The organism is Herbaspirillum sp. RTI4, assembly GCF_034313965.1.
In the GTDB taxonomy this organism is placed as follows: Bacteria; Pseudomonadota; Gammaproteobacteria; order Burkholderiales; family Burkholderiaceae_D; genus Herbaspirillum.
Genome location: NZ_JAVIWQ010000002.1, coordinates 1,004,405 through 1,021,569, shown reverse-complemented (window position 1 = coordinate 1,021,569; position 17,165 = coordinate 1,004,405). Strand labels below are relative to the sequence as shown.

At 57.1% G+C, this 17,165-nt stretch carries 15 protein-coding genes; 6 read left to right on the top strand and 9 right to left on the bottom strand.

From position 1 onward, the window contains the following. Positions 1–35: 35 nt before the first annotated feature. Positions 36–296, bottom strand: a complete 261-nt coding sequence (locus tag RGU70_RS04805) for a YkgJ family cysteine cluster protein (RefSeq protein WP_322210700.1) — start codon at positions 294–296, stop codon at positions 36–38. On the opposite strand from RGU70_RS04805, the gene RGU70_RS04800 reads away from it, so the two are divergent. From RGU70_RS04800 to RGU70_RS04790, 3 genes are read left to right on the top strand one after another with little or no spacing between them, the layout of a single operon-like run. Continuing rightward, positions 217–519, top strand: coding sequence for a hypothetical protein (locus RGU70_RS04800; RefSeq protein WP_322210852.1), 303 nt, complete (start codon positions 217–219; stop codon positions 517–519). The genes RGU70_RS04805 and RGU70_RS04800 overlap by 80 nt on opposite strands. A 45-nt stretch (positions 520–564) precedes the next feature. Next, positions 565–1,233 carry a protein-L-isoaspartate O-methyltransferase gene (locus tag RGU70_RS04795; RefSeq protein WP_322208259.1) on the top strand — a complete coding sequence of 223 codons (669 nt, stop codon included), beginning with the start codon at positions 565–567 and terminating at the stop codon, positions 1,231–1,233. 32 nt (positions 1,234–1,265) lie between these two features. Continuing rightward, positions 1,266–1,589: a rhodanese-like domain-containing protein gene (locus tag RGU70_RS04790; RefSeq protein ID WP_322208258.1), complete on the top strand. Its 324-nt coding sequence runs from the start codon at positions 1,266–1,268 to the stop codon at positions 1,587–1,589. A 238-nt stretch (positions 1,590–1,827) separates the two neighbouring features. Here RGU70_RS04790 and RGU70_RS04785 read toward each other — a convergent pair whose 3' ends face one another. After that, on the bottom strand, positions 1,828–2,478 hold the full coding sequence (locus RGU70_RS04785; protein ID WP_322208257.1) for a TetR family transcriptional regulator: 651 nt from the start codon (positions 2,476–2,478) through the stop codon (positions 1,828–1,830). Positions 2,479–2,761: 283 nt separating this feature from the next. Between RGU70_RS04785 and RGU70_RS04780 the strand changes: the two genes are divergently transcribed. From RGU70_RS04780 to RGU70_RS04770, 3 genes are read left to right on the top strand one after another with little or no spacing between them, the layout of a single operon-like run. Continuing rightward, on the top strand, positions 2,762–3,967 hold the full coding sequence (locus RGU70_RS04780; RefSeq protein WP_322208256.1) for an efflux RND transporter periplasmic adaptor subunit: 1,206 nt from the start codon (positions 2,762–2,764) through the stop codon (positions 3,965–3,967). Positions 3,968–3,982: 15 nt separating this feature from the next. Further along, entirely contained in the window at positions 3,983–7,132 is a 3,150-nt protein-coding gene (locus RGU70_RS04775; RefSeq protein WP_322208255.1) for an efflux RND transporter permease subunit, read from the top strand. Then, entirely contained in the window at positions 7,125–8,576 is a 1,452-nt protein-coding gene (locus RGU70_RS04770; protein WP_322208254.1) for an efflux transporter outer membrane subunit, read from the top strand. Before RGU70_RS04775 ends, RGU70_RS04770 begins: the two co-directional genes overlap by 8 nt. Before the next feature lie 86 nt (positions 8,577–8,662). On the opposite strand, the gene waaA is transcribed toward RGU70_RS04770, so the two are convergent. The 7 genes from waaA to RGU70_RS04735 form a co-directional block, all read right to left on the bottom strand. After that, positions 8,663–9,952: a lipid IV(A) 3-deoxy-D-manno-octulosonic acid transferase gene (waaA, locus tag RGU70_RS04765; protein ID WP_322208253.1), complete on the bottom strand. Its 1,290-nt coding sequence runs from the start codon at positions 9,950–9,952 to the stop codon at positions 8,663–8,665. Beyond that, positions 9,952–10,821, bottom strand: coding sequence for a Kdo hydroxylase family protein (locus RGU70_RS04760; protein WP_322208252.1), 870 nt, complete (start codon positions 10,819–10,821; stop codon positions 9,952–9,954). The genes waaA and RGU70_RS04760 overlap by 1 nt, the downstream gene beginning before the upstream one ends. After that, positions 10,821–11,837, bottom strand: coding sequence for a lipopolysaccharide heptosyltransferase I (gene waaC, locus RGU70_RS04755; protein WP_322208251.1), 1,017 nt, complete (start codon positions 11,835–11,837; stop codon positions 10,821–10,823). The genes RGU70_RS04760 and waaC overlap by 1 nt, the downstream gene beginning before the upstream one ends. Positions 11,838–11,888: 51 nt before the next feature. After that, entirely contained in the window at positions 11,889–13,265 is a 1,377-nt protein-coding gene (locus tag RGU70_RS04750; RefSeq protein ID WP_322208250.1) for a phosphomannomutase/phosphoglucomutase, read from the bottom strand. 77 nt (positions 13,266–13,342) lie between these two features. After that, positions 13,343–15,316: a nucleoside-diphosphate sugar epimerase/dehydratase gene (locus RGU70_RS04745; protein ID WP_322208249.1), complete on the bottom strand. Its 1,974-nt coding sequence runs from the start codon at positions 15,314–15,316 to the stop codon at positions 13,343–13,345. Between the two features lie 26 nt (positions 15,317–15,342). Continuing rightward, entirely contained in the window at positions 15,343–15,906 is a 564-nt protein-coding gene (locus RGU70_RS04740; protein WP_322208248.1) for a sugar transferase, read from the bottom strand. A gap of 98 nt (positions 15,907–16,004) precedes the next feature. Continuing rightward, on the bottom strand, positions 16,005–17,138 hold the full coding sequence (locus RGU70_RS04735; RefSeq protein ID WP_322208247.1) for a glycosyltransferase: 1,134 nt from the start codon (positions 17,136–17,138) through the stop codon (positions 16,005–16,007). Between the last annotated feature and the right edge of the window lie 27 nt (positions 17,139–17,165).

Sequence of the window (17,165 nt, the reverse complement as noted above, 5' to 3'; positions counted from 1 at the left end):
CTCAAGTCGTCACGGTTTGAGCCCACGTTAATCGGTCAGGCAGCCGGAGCGGTCAATTGCTCGAGCTGCGCCAGCCAGTGCATCGCGTGCAGGTGCCCGGTGCCGCACATATCTAACGCCGCTTGTAAGCCAGAGCAGCAGGCCGGACGCTGCGGCTGACCGAAAATGGCACAGCGCAGATCCTCGGTCAGTTGCACACAACGCACGCCTGCGGGCTTGCCATCCGGCATTCCTGGTATCGGACTTGAAATAGAAGGCGCGATGCAACATGCGCCGCAGTCGGGGCGGCAATCCATAAAAAATATCTTTTTCGGCCAGGTGGTGGGGTGGGCTGGAATGGCAGGCAAGGGCCGCATTTTACGCGGGTCGGTCGGCGTTCTGTTTTTACTTACATTAAACCGGCGCTTGAAAGGACATCGACACCTTGATTTATGCCGATATGAGTGCCTTATCGCCGGCAATCTCAAAGAATGCGCAGCGAATAGTCAAATGGATACCGACGATCGCCCCGCTGTTTGATAAAATGCACATCCACTTCCCTTTTCCCGCCTCGAGCCAACCGCCATGAATACCGAACAAGCCCGTTTCAACATGATTGAACAGCAAATCCGCCCTTGGAACGTGTTGGCGCTGGATGTGCTGGAATTGCTCTCTGTGGTCAGGCGTGAGGCATTTGTGCCGGCGGCTTACCGCAATCTGGCATTTTTCGATACCGAAATCCCGCTCCCCGGCGGCGAAAACATGTTTGCGCCCAAGGTTGAAGCCCGCCTGCTGCAAGAAGCCGCAGTGAAAAAACACGAGGATGTGCTGGAAATCGGTTCCGGTTCCGGTTACATGGCGGCACTGCTGGCCTACAAAGGCCGTCATGTCACCACGGTGGAAATCGAACCGGCGCTGCACGCCATGGCGAGTGCCAATCTGGCCGCCTATGGCATCATTAACGTCGATGTGCAGCTCGGCAACGGCGCGCAGGGCTGGGGCAAAGAAAATGGTCAACCAGAAATTGAATACGACGTCATCATGATTTCCGGAGGCCTGCCTTTTTTGCCGGATGCGTTTCTCAAGCAAATCAAGGTCGGCGGCCGCATCGTGGCCATCCTCGGAGAAGCTCCTGTCATGACCGCGCAGGTCATCACCCGCACCGGCGACCAGACCTACGACACGCGAATCGTTTTTGACACGATGGCCAGGTATTTGCAGGCGGCGACTGAACTTTCTCACTTCCGCTTCTAATCATAGTTTTAACGACTTTCGACAGTCCCCCCATGGAACTCATTACCGCACCTGAACTTGCTGCCTGGATCGCTGACGCCGACCGCCCCTCTCCTCTGCTGCTGGATGTGCGCGAACCGTGGGAGTTTGATACCTGCCGTCTGACCGATGCCATTTCCATACCGATGAACTCGGTACCGAGCCGGCTGGAAGAATTGGATCCGTCCCTTCCTGTGGTCTGTATTTGCCACCACGGGGCGCGCAGCCTGCAGGTGGCGACGTTTCTGGAACGCCAGGGGTTTGAGAAAGTGACCAATCTGACCGGCGGCGTCCATGCTTGGGCGCAACAAGTCGATCCGGCTATGCCAACCTACTAATGAGATCTCTTTCCAACCTGCCGCGCTCTGCCCTAGAGCAAGTAGCGTGGCCGTTTTAATGCCGTCACCTAGGGTCTGTTGACGTTTCATTTACGAGTGCGAACGCGCGGCAGGTGGTGACTGCCTAGGGCTATCTTCTCCCGTCACGTAATTAAAGATTTCCTCAGCATTTCCCTTGAGGCAATCCCCAATCCCCAATCCCCTTAGATGCCAGCTAAAAGACTCCTCATCGAACCAGTCAGACCGGTGCGGCTGGAGCAATCCGCAGTGATGGCGCATCGCGCAAGGCATGCAGACAGGCGCTCAGCACGGCTTCCGCATCCTCCGCCAAATCAAAACTGTCTGGCGCAAACAACCAGTCCTGCAGCATTCCGGATAAGGTTGCATGCAGAAAAATAGCCCCGCGCCGGACATCAACTTGCTCCGATAGCTGGCCTTTGGTAATGGCGTTACGCAGTATCTGCGTGAACTTTCCCATTCCATCCAGAAAACATTCGCGCTGACGGACAAGAATCGGATCTTGCGCATCGGGTATTTCGCACTTATTGAAAATGATATCGACCACTTTGCGTGTGCGCGGATTGTGGACCACATCCTTCATCACCCATACGACCCCAGCCAGAAGCTGACCCAAAGGGTCGATAGCGCTCCGCTCGGCGGCACCATGGACGATGGCTTCCATCGGTAAACGTACGCGTTCGCACATTGCATCGAACAGGTCGCCCTTGTTCTTGAAGTGCCAGTAAATCGCACCGCGTGTCACCTTCGCCTCCGTCGCCACATGCGCCAATGAAGTATGCGATACGCCCCGTGCATTGAATACGTCCTCCGCCGCATCGAGGATGCGATTGCGGGTTTCCTGCGCCTCTTCCTTGGTTGACCTTGACATGGATTGCTTCCTTATTTCGTCATTCGCATTCAGCACAAGCGCATATTTGCTGCATTGCACTAGCTCATTACATACATTCTAGAATGTATGTATAATACCACCGAAATGATGTCAAAAACCGACGGCTCTACATCAGGAAAGCGAGCAAAATGCACTGCTGGCTTTTGTCTCAGGATTTGACCGCATTGCGAATTTCAACTTCTTCGTACTACCCGCTTCCCGCTCCAACTCCAGAATCACCCGCCATTACGGCAAGATCAAACATTTACCGTGCGAGATATTTATGAGTTCAATTAGTCTTTTCAAGCGTAGCGCCATTGCTATTGGCAGCGTGATCATTATCGCCGGCTGCGGCAAGCAAGCCGACGCCCCCGCAGCCCGTCCACCCGGACAAGTGTCAATCGTTACTATCGCGCCGCAGAGCATTTCCATTAATGCCGAATTGCCAGGCCGATTGGAAGCGACGCGTATCGCCCAGGTACGGGCGCGTGTTCCCGGCATCGTTCTGCAGCGTACCTTCCGCGAAGGCAGCGACGTCAAGGCCGGCGAAGTCCTGTTCCGCATCGATCCGGCCCCGCTGCAAGCAGCTTTCGCCAGCGCCGAAGCCAGTCTGGCCCGGGCTGAAGCCACGCAAACTCAGACCAGCCTGAAAGCCACGCGTTACAAGCCTTTGGTCGAAGTCAACGCCGTCAGCAAGCAGGAATACGATGATGCTATCGCAGCGCAACAACAAGCCAATGCCGATGTCGCCACCGCTCGCGCTGCGCGTCTGACCGCAGGTCTGAATCTGGGCTATGCAACAGTGACGTCCCCGATTGCCGGCCGCATCGGCCGCGCTCTGGTAACAGAAGGCGCTCTGGTGGGACAAGCCAGCGACGCCACGCAAATGGCGCTGGTTCAGCAACTCGATCCTATCTACGTCAACCTGACCCAATCCAGCACCGATCTGCTGAAACTGCAGCAAGCCATGAACAGCGGCACCCTCAAAGGCGTCGCCAAACCAAAAATTAGCCTGATCACGGAAGACGGCAGCACCTACCCGCTGCCAGGGAAATTGTTGTTCGCCGATCTGGCAGTCGATGAAAACACCGGCATGGTCAGCCTGCGCGCCGAATTCCCCAATCCAAAGCACACCTTGCTGCCGGGCATGTATGTCCGCGCCAAACTGGAACAGGCGATCAACGATCAAACCATCCTGGTGCCGCAACAAGCTGTCACCCGCGACCTGAACGGCGCATCCGTCTTGGTAGTCGGACCAGACAACAAGGTCGCGCTGCGGACAGTTGAGACCGGCGCTTCCAACGGCAACAACTGGATCATCACCAACGGTCTGAAAGCCGGTGACCGCGTCATCGTTGAAGGCATGCAAAAAACCAAGCCAGGCGCGCCGGTCACTCCCGTGCCATGGCAAGGTCCGGTCGGCCAAGCTGCCGCCGCACCCGCCCCAGCTCCAGCAACCCCGCCGGCGCCTGCCGCCGCGAAACCCTAACCAAGAGGCTGCCAGATGGGAAAGTTTTTTATTGATCGCCCCATATTTGCATGGGTGCTAGCCATATTTATTATGCTGGCCGGGGCATTGGCGATTACCGCCTTGCCCGTGTCCCAGTATCCGAGCATTGCCCCACCAACCATTGTCGTTTCGGCGACCTATCCCGGCGCCACCGCTCAAACCCTCGACGACAGCGTGACCAGTCTGATCGAACAGGAAATGAACGGTGCCGACGGTTTGCAATACATGGAATCGCAGAGCCAGGCCAACGGCCAGGTGCAAATCACCATCACCTTTTCCACCGAAACCAACGCCGATCTGGCCGCAGTGGACGTGCAAAACCGCCTGAAGCGGGTGGAAGCGCGTCTGCCGTCGGCCGTGACGCAGCAAGGGGTGCAGGTCACTAAATCGCGCAGCAACTTCCTGTTGTTCGCCACGCTGTCATCGGAAGACGGCAAGCTGGACCCGATCGCGCTGGGCGATTATCTGTCGCGCAATGTGCTCAACGAAATCAAACGCGTCCCCGGCGTCGGTCAGGCGCAGCTCTTCGGTACCGAGCGCGCCATGCGCATCTGGATCGATCCGATGAAACTGGTCGGTTACAAACTGACTCCGGGCGACGTTGCTACGGCGATCAAGGCGCAAAATGCCCAGGTTGCTTCCGGTACGCTGGGCAATCTGCCTAGCATCGAGACCCAGCAAATCGCCGCTACCGTGGTGGTGACTGGCCAACTATCGACACCCGAACAATTCGGCACCATCATTCTGCGCGCCAACAGCGACGGCTCAGTGGTTCGCCTGCGTGACGTTGCCCGTATCGCCATCGGCGGTCAGGCTTACGACACCGCCGCCCGCCTCAACGGCAAGCCGACTGCCGCCATCGGCGTGCAGTTGTCCCCCACCGCCAATGCGCTCGGCACCGCAACCGCCGTGCGTGCCAAGATCGCGGAACTGTCCCAGTTTCTGCCACCCAACACCAAGTTCACGATTCCTTACGACACCTCGGAATTCGTCAAGATTTCCATTGAGGAAGTCGTCAAGACCCTGATCGAAGCGATTGTGCTGGTGTTTTTGGTGATGTACCTGTTCCTGCAAAATATCCGCTACACGCTCATCCCCACCATCGTGGTGCCGGTCGCATTGATGGGTACGTTTGCCACCATGCTGCTATTCGGTTTTTCCATCAACGTCCTGACCATGTTCGGCATGGTGCTGGCTATTGGTATCCTGGTCGATGATGCGATTGTGGTGGTAGAAAACGTTGAACGCATCATGAGCGAAGAAGGCTTGTCGCCGCGCGATGCTACCCGCAAGGCCATGGGCCAGATTACCGGCGCGCTGATCGGTATTACGCTGGTGCTGGTGGCCGTCTTCATTCCGATGGCCTTCTTCGGCGGTGCCGTCGGTGCCATTTACCGTCAGTTCTCGCTGGCGATGGTGGCCTCGATGTTCTTCTCGGTGCTGATGGCGTTCACCCTCACTCCGGCCCTGTGCGCCACTTTGCTAAAACCGGTCGAGGCAGGTCATCATCACGTCAAGAAAGGCTTTTTCGGCTGGTTTAACCGCAAGTTCAGCAGTACCGCCACCGGCTATCAAAGCACCATCGCCCGCATGCTCAACAAATCGGGACGCTACATGATCGTGTATGTATTGATCCTGTTGGTCGTCGGTCTGTTGTATGTGCGTTTGCCCGCCTCTTTCCTGCCGAATGAAGATCAGGGCTATCTGATTACGAATGTCCAGTTGCCGGCAGGTGCCAGCACCGGCCGCACACTGGAAGTCGTCAAGCAGGTCGAAAATTACTTCCTGAAGCAACCGGCAGTGGAAAACGTCATCGCCGTGACCGGCTATAGCTTTTCCGGTAACGGCCAGAATGCAGCACTGATATTCTCCCCGTTGAAAGACTGGAAAGTACGCAGCAAAGCGGAGTCGGCTGACGCTATCGCCGGTGGTGCCATGGGAGTATTTTCCCAAATCAAGGATGCCATCGTCTTCTCGCTGAGCCCGCCGCCCATCTCGGAATTAGGCAACGCCACCGGCTTCACCTTCCGTTTGCAAGACCGTGCCAACCTCGGTCACGACGCCTTGCTGGCAGCACGCAACCAGATCCTTGGTATGGCGTCGCAAAGCAAGCTGCTGGCCGGCGTGCGTCCTGAAGGGCTGGAAGATGCGCCGCAATTCCAGCTCGACATCGACCGCGACAAGGCCAATGCACTGGGAGTCACCTTTGACGTCATCAACACCACGCTCTCGACCGCGCTGGGTTCTTCTTACGTCAACGATTTCCCTAACCAGGGCCGGCAACAGCGCGTGATCGTTCAAGCCGATGCCTCGCAACGGATGCAACCGGCCGATCTGGCGCGACTGAATGTGCGCAACACATCAGGCACGATGGTGCCGTTCTCCGCCTTCACTACGTCGAAATGGATTAATGGCCCGGTACAACTGATCCGCTACAACGGCTATCCGGCGATGAAAATCTCCGGCGGTGCAGCGCCCGGACGCAGCACCGGCGAAGCGATGACGGAGATGGAATCGTATATGAAGCAATTGCCGGCCGGATTCGGTTACGAATGGACCGGTCAGTCGCTGGAAGAAAAAACTTCCGGTTCGCAAGCCCCGGCGCTGTATGCGCTGTCGCTGCTGGCGGTCTTCCTGGTGCTCGCTGCGCTGTATGAGAGCACCTCCATCCCGATCGCTGTGATGCTGGTGGTGCCGCTGGGTATTCTTGGCGCACTGCTCGGGGTAACGCTACGCGGCATGCCGAACGATGTGTACTTCAAGGTCGGCATGATCGCAGTGGTTGGACTGTCAGCGAAAAACGCGATTCTGATCATTGAATTCGCCAAAGACTTGCAGGCACAAGGCATGGGGCTAATCGAAGCCACGCTGGAAGCAGTGCATCTGCGCTTCCGTCCTATCATCATGACCTCCCTGGCCTTCATCCTCGGCGTGCTGCCGCTGGTGCTGGCGAGCGGTGCAGGTTCCGCCAGCCAACGCGCCATCGGTACCGGCGTGATGAGCGGGATGATCACTGCCACCGTTCTGGCAGTCTTCTTTGTACCGATCTTCTTCGTGGTGGTGCGTCATCTGTTCGTACCGAAACCAGCCGCGCACCTCGGCCTCGACAACACGAAAACCGATGTGGAGAATTCGAATGACTAAAGTTTTATCCTTGGGCTCTATCCGCACATTAAGCAGTGCGCTGCTGCTGGCCGGCCTCTTGTCAGCCTGCTCGCTGGCACCCACCTACGAGCGCCCGGCCGCTCCCGTCAACGCCAGCTATCCGGCTTCGGCCGAAGGTAAAGCGGGACTGGATGCCGTCTCACTGGGCTGGCGTCAGTTTTTCCCTGACCAGCGCTTGCAAGCACTGATTACGGCGGCACTGGCCAATAACCGCGACTTGCGCACGACTGCGCTCAACATTGAGGAAGCGCGCGCGCAATACAACATTACCGGCGCCGATCTGCTGCCCAATCTGAACGCTACCGGCAATGCTGCGCGTACGCGCACCTCGGCCAGCCAGTCGGTCACCGGCCAGCCTTATATCAGCAACAGCTATCAGGTAGGAATGAGCCTGGCCTCGTTCGAACTCGATTTCTTCGGCCGTGTGCGCAGCCTGAACAATGCCGCGCTCGCCACCTATCTGGCGACCGAAGAAGCGCAACTGTCGGCCCGCATCAGCCTGATTTCACAAGTGGCGCAGGCTTATTTGGCAGAACGCTCGTATGCAGAGCAATTAACGCTGGCGCAACAAACGCTGGAAAGCCGGGTCGTCAATATGGATCTGGCGAAGCGCCGCTTTGATGTGGGGGCCTCCTCCGCGCTTGATCTGCGCCTGGCGGAAACGCTGGTGCAATCGGCACGCGTCTCCGCTGCCACCCTCGCCCGTCAGCGGGCGCAGGCGGACAACGCGCTGACGCTGTTGGTCGGGACCGAAGTCGCCAGCCTGCCGGCAAACCAGACGCTGTCCTCGCAAAAGATCGTGACTGACATTCCGGCCGGCCTGCCTTCCGACCTGCTCACGCGCCGTCCCGACATCCGTGCTGCGGAACAGACACTGCGTGCCGCCAACGCCAACATCGGTGCCGCACGGGCAGCCTTCTTCCCGCGCATTTCCCTCACCGGATCGTATGGGTCGGCCAGCAGTACCTTGGGCAATCTGTTCACTTCCGGTTCTGGCGCATGGGCGTTTTCTCCGCAATTGAGCCTGCCGATCTTCGACGCAGGACGCAACAGCGCCAATCTGACCATAGCGGAAGTGCGCAAGAACATCGCCATCGCTGCTTACGAAAAAACGATTCAGGTCGCTTTCCGGGAAGTGTCCGATGCGCTGGTGGCACGCGGTTCATTGGAAGAGCAGATCACTGCGCAGGAAGCCTATCTGGCAGCCGAGCAAGACAGACTCAACCTGACTGAATTGCGCTACACCAACGGTATCGCCAGTGCGCTGGATCGGCTGGATGCGCAGCGCGACCTGTTTTCAGCGCAGCAAGCGCTGGTTCAGGCGCGGCAGCTGCGACTCAATAACGCGATTGATTTGTATCGGGCGTTGGGGGGTGGCTTGAATGAAGTGACTGCTACGACGCCAGCAGTGGCGGCCAAGTAGGCCGTTGCAGGTAGGAAGTTCAGGTAAGAAGTTTTTTTGATGCCTGCGCCGAGGTCTTTACCGACATCCGCGCAGGCATTTTTATTTCAACAGACCGGTAGCAGTAAAGCTTCCAGCAAGTGCATGGTGCGCTCCGTAGCTCCCCTGTGGTGCAGGGCGAAATCCTGTGCATGACGTCCCATCTCCTGACGTTTTCCGGCATCGTGCAGCAGCAACTCTGCCTGCGCCAGCATCTGGGCAGCATCACCCACTCTTGCTGCCGCACCCGCTGCAATCGCCTCTTCACTCACCGCGGCAAAATTGAAAGTGTGCGGCCCGATCAGCACCGGTTTGCCCAGCATGAAGGCTTCAATCAGGTTTTGCCCGCCCAGCGGCAACAAGCTACCGCCGATGAAAGCGAGATCGCATGCGGCATACCAGGCAAACATCTCTCCCATCGAATCTCCGAGCAGCACCTTGACCTCGGGTGCCAGCATCTGATCGTCCAGTGCGGAGCGGCGTTGCATCGGCAATCCACGCGCCGCCACCAGCTCGGCGACACGGTCGAAACGCTGCGGATGCCGTGGCACGATGATGGTGAGCCAGTCGACATCGGTCTGTTGTGCCAGCACATCCAGGATCAATTCTTCTTCTCCCTCACGGGTACTGGCGCACAGCAACACCGGGCGCGATCCGAATTGCGCGCGCCACTGCTCGCCCCTGCTCACCATGTCGGCAGGAAGCGCGACATCGAACTTGAGACTCCCCGTCACCTGCACATTGCCGGCACCGAATTGCCGCAGACGGTCGGCGTCCGCCTCGGTCTGTGCTGCAACCACGGCGATATGGGCCGCCGCTGCGCCGAACAGGGAATGAAAGCGCTTACCCCGCGCCAGCGAACGTTCCGACAGGCGCGCGTTAGCCAGCACCACGGGTACTTGGCGACGGCCGCATTGGGCGATCATGTTGGGCCAGACTTCGGTTTCCATCAGGATGCAGATGGCGGGTTTGAAGTGGTCGAGAAAACGTCCGGCCATCCAGCCGGTGTCGTACGGTAGGTAAGCCTGACTGACGCGGGAGCCGTACTGACTTGACTGACCGAAGAGTTGCTGCCCGGTGGCGCGACCGGTGATGGTCATGTGGGTCAGCAGCAGCGAGTGCTTGGGATAGGCCTCCAGCAGGGCCACGATCAGCGGTTCGGCGGCGCGGGTTTCGCCAACTGAGACGGCGTGCACCCACAACACAGGAGGAGCTGGCGGCAGCGGGGCGTTTCCGTAAAAGCCGAGGCGTTCGCCAATATGCTGCCGGTATCCGGCCTCATGGCGGCCACGTCGCCATAGCCGCAACAAGGCCAGTGGCAGAATCAGCCACCAGAGAAAAGAATAAAGTAAGCGCATCAAAGCAAGGCGTGTCCGCGCAAGCGCGTCAGAATCGCCAGCGGGCTGGATTCCGGATCGTACTGGCTGGCAACCGGCAAATGCAGCGTTTGCTCCAGCATGAACTGACCAGACATGACGGCGTGCGAGGCTTGGTCGGAGAAGCAGATCCAGGTCGATCCGGCGGCGAACGGCATAGTGACTTGCGGACCGTTGGACTGGTAATCCAAATCGGATTTCATACCGTCATGCAATTGCAGCATCAGGTGATCGTATTCGCTGCGCAGCGATTTGGTCACGCCCAGCGCATTGAGCAGGCGCGCCTGCCATGCCCGGTAAGGTTTAGCCTTGGGTAAAAAGTGCTGCGCCACGGTCTCAAACGGCTCACCCACGCGCCAGACCCGTGGCTGCTGGCGTGGATTGACGTTGGTAAACACGCGCAAGATGCGCTCGCCACGATTGGGCCGCGAAGGAAAGGCGTCGACATGCATGCGACGATCGTCGGCGCGCCAGGACTGGTCGCGCGTTTCCACTTGCATGGGACGATAGCTGGTGGGCGCCAGACGCAGGTCGGGCTGATATTTCGGCAGGAGGGTGTGCACCAGCATTTGCGCTTGTGAACGAAAGCGCCCCACCATCAGCGCCAGCGCCAGTTGGGTGGCCGTGTCGCCGAGTGCGCCTTTAAGATGACCGCGCCCGTCGAGGCTGATGTTGCGCGCCTTCGGTGAGCGGATGCCGGGTTTGAGCAGCAACTGCTCCTCCGGCAGCATCGTGAACGCAAGATGCGGGAAATACAGCACTTTCCCGGCTTCCAGCGCGGCAATCCAGGAGGGATCTGGCTGGTTGGCCTGCCATTCTGTCAGGCCCAATTCAATAATTTGTGATTCCATCAGCATAGTATGCCGCTTCTGTCTGTGTCAGGGGCGCCGAGTAGCGTCGTCATTGCCACCCGAACTTGCGCCACGCCCGGCGGCGTAGCAAGATCACCCAGATTAATGATATTGGGCGACCAGTCGCCCTGTGTTTTCCAGCGTGGTGAATCGCAATAGAGTTCAATCGTCGGCCGCGCATAGGCGGCGGCAACGTGCGTGAGTCCGGTATCGAGCCCCACCACCAGCGTCGCATGTTGCACCAGGACGACCGTTTCAGTCAGTGCCAGCGGCGGCAACACGCGTGCGTTTGGGATTTGTGCTGCCAGTTCCTCGGAAATCACTCTTTCTGCCTCATTACCCCAAGGCAATAGGACCAGCAGGCCGCGCCTAGCGCATTCCTTCGCTAATTCGATCCAGTTTTTGAGATCCCAGCGCTTTGCGTCACGCGCGGTGCTGTGGAAAAAAACGGCAAATTTCTCTGTCGGCAGCCAGTCCGGCAAGCCGTCGCCGGCGGACGGCAAGTCCAGCGCGAAATCGGCGGGCGCATCCAGTTGGTAGCCCAGCGCTTTGGCCGCGACTACCCGCGCCCGCGTCACGGCATGGGTATGCAAACCTACCGGCACGCTCTGCGTATGAAAAATACGGGACACCGGCTCAAAACCCGAACCTTCGGTGGCATTGGCCAGCCCGACCCGCTTGCCGCCGGGCTGCAAACGCGCCATGCGCATCAGCAAGGCGGTTTTGATCAAACCCTGGGTATCGAACACGATATCGTAGGCTTCACGCCGCAATTCGCGGTAAAAGTCGCGCATCTGACGGCGCGTAACAGGATCGCCAAGACTTTTGCGCCAGCGCCGCAACGCAACCGGAATCACCCGGCCAACATGGCGGTTAAGGAGGATCAGGTCGGTATATGCCTCCTCAACGACCCAGTCGATCCGGGCATCGGGAAAGTGGCGCTGTATATCGGCCACCATAGGCATATTGTGGATCACGTCGCCAAGCGACGACACGCGGACAATCAGGATATTCATTCAGGCCCACAGATTGGGGTATGTGCGGTGTGGGACTGCATCTTATCCGAATCAGAAGGGCAACACCACCTCTGGCTTGAGTGACAGGATATTGGTTTTGAACTGTTGCTGAATGCGAATGAGGGCTTCCGCACTTTCCGCTTCGAAGCGCAACACGACAACCGGCGTGGTATTGGACGCCCGCGCCAGACCGAATCCGTCGGCATATTCGACCCGCAAGCCATCAATCGTAATCACTTCCTGAGCACCGGCAAACGCGGATTGGGTCCGCATCTTGTCGATCAGAAGGAAGTTTTCTCCCTCTGTCAAATGCAAGTGCAGCTCTGGCGTGCTGAGCGATTGCGGCAAGGCATTGAGCACCGCCGATGGATCGCTCCCACGGCTCAGTAATTCAAGCAAACGCACACCCGCATACAAGCCGTCATCAAAACCGTACCAGCGATCCTTGAAGAACACGTGGCCGCTCATTTCTCCGCCCAAAGGGGCTCCCGTTTCACGCAGCTTGGCTTTGACCAAGGAATGACCGGTCTGACACATCAGCGGCTCACCGCCATGCGCCCTGATCCACGGTGCCAGGTGGCGCGTGCATTTGACGTCGTACAGAATTTTCTGGCCCGGATGCCGGCTCAACACATCGGCGGCGAACAACATCAGTTGGCGGTCGGGGTAAATGATTTGCCCGTCTTTAGTCACGACGCCCAGACGGTCGCCGTCGCCGTCGAAGGCGAGGCCTATTTCAGCATCGGTTTCCTGAAGACAGCGAATCAGATCCTGCAGATTTTCAGGATGGGCAGGATCGGGATGGTGGTTCGGAAAAGTGCCGTCGACTTCGCAAAACAATTCAATGACTTCGCAACCGAGCGCACGGTACAGGTCGCCGGCGAAAGCACCCGCTACGCCGTTGCCGCTATCGAGCGCGACTTTCATCGGCCGGGCCAGTTTTACATCGGCAACAATACGGTCGAGATAGGCATCCCGAATGTCGTGCTGACGATAAGTGCCGGCACCTTGCGGAAACACATCGGCAACGATGGCGTGGTACAGCGCCTGTATCGTCTCGCCGTAGATCGCCTCACCGGCCAACACCATCTTGAAGCCGTTGTAATCGGGAGGATTATGACTGCCGGTGACCATGATGCCGGATTGGGTTTCCAGCACATGCGTGCCGAAATACACCATCGGCGTAGCCACCATGCCGAGATCAATGACATCGACACCGACTGATTGCAAACCAGCTGCCAGCGCGGCGCTCAGCTCCGGCCCGGACAAGCGCCCATCGCGGCCGATAATGACGGTAGTTTGCCCCTTGGCCAGCGCAGCAGCACCGAAGGACTGACCTATCCGATGCGCGACGGTCACATTCAGAGTTTGGTTGAGAATGCCGCGAATGTCGTAGGCTTTGAAAATGGAGGGGGAAAGAGCGAGCATGGTGTGGATCACAAATGGGAATGGAGGAAACTGTTTTTAAATGCAGGACGTTCAAAGATATGTTGCGGGGACCGCCGCTATTGGCTCATTACTTCACTCCGATTTACCTCTAACGAAACCAAATCGACAACGCCACTCTGTGGTTCATAACCGCTCACCAGCTTGCCCAGAATAGTCCGTATGGCATCGACATCGTTTTTTTCCGTGGCGGCGATCAGTAAGCGCAATTCTTTTTTCAGCACATCCCAGACAACGTAATCTTCATGCGCCTTCATAATCCGCGGATGCAAGGTCGGCTGTGGGTTCTCGCCAATGAGGAGCTCTTCGTACAGCTTTTCTCCGGGGCGCAAGCCACTGACGGTAATGGCAATATCGCCTTCCGGATTATCGCTATTTCTCACCGTCAATCCGGATAGCTCAATCATGCGCGATGCCAGATCAATGATCTTCACCGGCTCGCCCATATCCAGAACAAAGACATCACCCCCTTCCGCCATCGCGGCAGCCTGCACGACCAGTTGCGCCGCTTCCGGGATGGTCATGAAATAGCGCGTCACCTCTGGATCGGTCAAGGTAATGGGGCCGCCATCGCGGATTTGCTGGCGGAACAGCGGCACCACCGACCCCGAAGAACCCAGCACATTCCCAAAACGCACCATCGAAAAACGCGTCTTGTTCTTGACCATTGCCGTCACTGAATCATCAATATCGAATACCGGCATGTCGGTCACGGACAAGGCCTGCAAAATCATTTCCGCCAGTCGCTTGCTGGCCCCCATCACATTGGTTGGGCGCACGGCCTTGTCGGTACTGATCAGAACGTAGTCACTGACGCCCGCCTCGAGTGCTGCACGCGCCAGGTTATACGTGCCGAGTACATTGTTGCGCATCCCTTCTGCCGGATTGTGCTCGACCAACGGCACATGCTTGTAAGCGGCGGCGTGATACACGGTGCGCGGCAGCCAGGTCTGGCAGATTTCGCTGAGGCGTCGATAATTACGCACGCTGCCCAGCAGAGGCACCAGCTCAGTTGCGCTGGATAGTTCTGCGATGCGCGCCAGCAAATCTTTATGAATTTCATAGAGACTGAATTCATTGTGATCGAGCAACAGCATCTTGCTGGGGCGCGCAGCCAGAATTTGCCGACAGAGTTCGCTACCTATGCTGCCGCCAGCGCCGGTGATCAATACCACCTTGTCGGTGATGTTGCGGCTGATGAGCGCTGGATTGGGGGGGACCGGTTCGCGTGCCAACAGATCAGCGATATCAAGCTCGCGGATATCAGAAACAGTGACGATGCCTTGCGCCAAATCATTCAGATCGGGCAGCGAGCGGATGTGCACATGGTGCTTCTTGATGTCCGCTAGTATTTCTCGCCTGCGGGAACGGTTGATAGAAGGCAAGGCCAGCAACACATCAGTCACTGCGTTCAAGGCAATTATTTTAGCAACACTATGAGGCGAATACACTCGCTGATCATTGATGGTTTTCCCATGCAAACGCGGATCATCATCCAGAAAGCCAATCAGGATGACATTATTTCGTTTAGTTAAGGCCTCCGCTATCTGCACCCCGGCGGAACCGGCTCCATAAATGAGCAAACGGGTACGTTGGCGATGATTTCGATTATTGCGGTCCAGACCGCTACGGCTGAGCCAAAAACGTGCTGCGATCCGGCTCCCTCCTACCAGAATCAAAAATAGCAAGGGTTGCAGCAATCCTACTGAGCGCGGCACGCCTGGCAGAGCAAACCACATCAACAACCCGAATAAAATGACACCGTAAATCGCAACGGCCTTCACAATCGTCAGCATTGCCGCCATGCCCGTATAGCGGAATACGGCTCGATACAAACCTAGCCGCACGAAGATTGGTACTGCCAGAAAAAGACATAACTGATAGACATGCCACTGATAGGACTCAGGCCAATGGAGCGTATCGAGACGCAGGGAGAAAGCAGCCCAGGTAGCCATCAAAGACATCAGAATGTCCATGACAACCACGGTGCATTGCTTGATATAGCGGGAATACATCTTTATGCGATTTTGCATCTTCATTCACAGCTATAGATTGAAAGTCAGTGCGAAACACCCTCGCGCGCCAATACTTTAGAAAAAGTCAGCCACAAAATATGCAAATCGAAAATGAATGAGCGTCGTTGTAAATACTCAACATCCATCTTGACCTTGACCGGAATCGGTAGCTCGTCGCGGCCATTGACCTGCGCCCAACCCGTCAGGCCCGGGGTGAGCTCATGCACACCCTCGCGGGTGCGCAACTCTATCAAATCATCCTGATTGAAAAGAGCTGGCCGCGGACCGACAAAACTCATGTCCCCATTCAAAATACTCCACAGCTGTGGCAATTCGTCGAGGCTCGATTTGCGTAAAAGCCTCCCTATCGGCGTCAGAAACCGGTCGGGGTCATTTAATAAATGCGTAGCGACAGAAGGAGTATTCACGAGCATGCTGCGGAATTTTGGCATTTTGAAAATAACATTCCTGCGGCCAACCCGATCCGACCAGTAAATGACCGGCCCTACCGAGGTCAAACTGACGGCCAGTGCCACCAACAGCAGCGGAATCAAGAAAATCAACCCGGCTATCGTCGCCAGAACAAGGTCAAACATGCGCTTGGTCATGCTAATCGATACTTTCCAATAAGGATAGGGAAACAAGCTTTACTGCACCGGGGTGGCCATCGTCTACGATAAATGCGCACTACCACAGCCGATCAATCTCAAGCGCCAGCAAGTTCCCGGAATACTGCCGAGTAAGCTTGTCCCAACGCGGGCCCAGAAAAAAGTTTTTCATATCTGCCACGTGCTGCTTTTCCCATTTTCTCCGTCAGGTTTGCATCAGCCAGTAAATCTTGCATCGCTCGCGCTAGCTCCTGTGGCTGTTCTGGTGTCACGACGAACCCCGTTTCCTCATGTTCGTTGACATACGAGGTGCCCGTGCCTATTTCGCAGGAAATCAAGGGACGGCCGAACATCGCCGCTTCGACCAATACCATTCCAAATGCCTCCGAACGCAAATGGGAAGGCAATACCAGGGCCTGGCAATTTTTCAATAGAGCAACTTTTTCTGCATCACTGACCATTCCGGCGAAGATGACATTGCTAGCGCCGATTTCTTGCGCCAGTGCGCGTAGCTTCTGTCCCTCAGGACCCTCACCGGCAATCACTATGGTGGCGTTGACCTGTTTAGCAGCTCTCACCAGAAATTCTGCCCCCTTGTAGTAGCGCAGAACACCAAGAAACAGAAAATATCCTTGGCCCACCGACATACCGATGCGCTCAAAGATGCCGTCGTCTCCTTGCGAGGGGTAAGAATTTTCATCGACCCCCAGTGGGATCACCCGTACCTTGTCGCGTATCGAGGCATGCGACAGCACTGGACTGGTGCGCACATAGGCAGGGGAATTGGCAATGATGATTTTCATTTTTCGCAGCGTGCTCCACATTAATGGAGCATAAGCCGCACCCAGCCACCGCTGGCGAACCACGTCCGATACGTAGGTAAGCATGGCGGGTTTAGCTGGATTGACCGCAGCATGCAGCATGTCGGCGAATGGCCAGGGGAACAGGTAATGTAAAACGTCCGCTTCGCTAGCCAGTTTTGAAAATGTCTGAAATGCATGCGGGCCACCCAAATCGCATGAAGCGGGCGCCAACCATGAGCGACTACGCACGACGCGAGCCTCTGGGCGCATCAATACACTAGGTAGCGGCTGTGGCGACAAAGTGAAAATCGTGTTGCTGACGCCCAGTGCCCCGGTGGCAAGGGCAATCTGGCGAATCGCCTCCTGCAAGCCCCCTGGTGGATCGGGGAAATAGGTTCGATATGCATGTAATACGGATGGATTCAACACCTAGCCTCATAACAATGTGTTTTACAA

Bases quoted from the DNA above. Each gene is read 5' to 3' on its own strand.
- RGU70_RS04805 (WP_322210700.1), bottom strand. From the start codon at position 296: ATGGATTGCCGCCCCGACTGCGGCGCATGTTGCATCGCGCCTTCTATT.
- RGU70_RS04795 (WP_322208259.1), top strand. From the start codon at position 565: ATGAATACCGAACAAGCCCGTTTCAACATGATTGAACAGCAAATCCGC.
- RGU70_RS04790 (WP_322208258.1), top strand. From the start codon at position 1,266: ATGGAACTCATTACCGCACCTGAACTTGCTGCCTGGATCGCTGACGCC.
- RGU70_RS04785 (WP_322208257.1), bottom strand. From the start codon at position 2,478: ATGTCAAGGTCAACCAAGGAAGAGGCGCAGGAAACCCGCAATCGCATC.
- RGU70_RS04780 (WP_322208256.1), top strand. From the start codon at position 2,762: ATGAGTTCAATTAGTCTTTTCAAGCGTAGCGCCATTGCTATTGGCAGC.
- RGU70_RS04775 (WP_322208255.1), top strand. From the start codon at position 3,983: ATGGGAAAGTTTTTTATTGATCGCCCCATATTTGCATGGGTGCTAGCC.
- RGU70_RS04770 (WP_322208254.1), top strand. From the start codon at position 7,125: ATGACTAAAGTTTTATCCTTGGGCTCTATCCGCACATTAAGCAGTGCG.
- waaA (WP_322208253.1), bottom strand. From the start codon at position 9,952: ATGCGCTTACTTTATTCTTTTCTCTGGTGGCTGATTCTGCCACTGGCC.
- RGU70_RS04760 (WP_322208252.1), bottom strand. From the start codon at position 10,821: ATGGAATCACAAATTATTGAATTGGGCCTGACAGAATGGCAGGCCAAC.
- waaC (WP_322208251.1), bottom strand. From the start codon at position 11,837: ATGAATATCCTGATTGTCCGCGTGTCGTCGCTTGGCGACGTGATCCAC.
- RGU70_RS04750 (WP_322208250.1), bottom strand. From the start codon at position 13,265: ATGCTCGCTCTTTCCCCCTCCATTTTCAAAGCCTACGACATTCGCGGC.
- RGU70_RS04745 (WP_322208249.1), bottom strand. From the start codon at position 15,316: ATGCAAAATCGCATAAAGATGTATTCCCGCTATATCAAGCAATGCACC.
- RGU70_RS04740 (WP_322208248.1), bottom strand. From the start codon at position 15,906: ATGACCAAGCGCATGTTTGACCTTGTTCTGGCGACGATAGCCGGGTTG.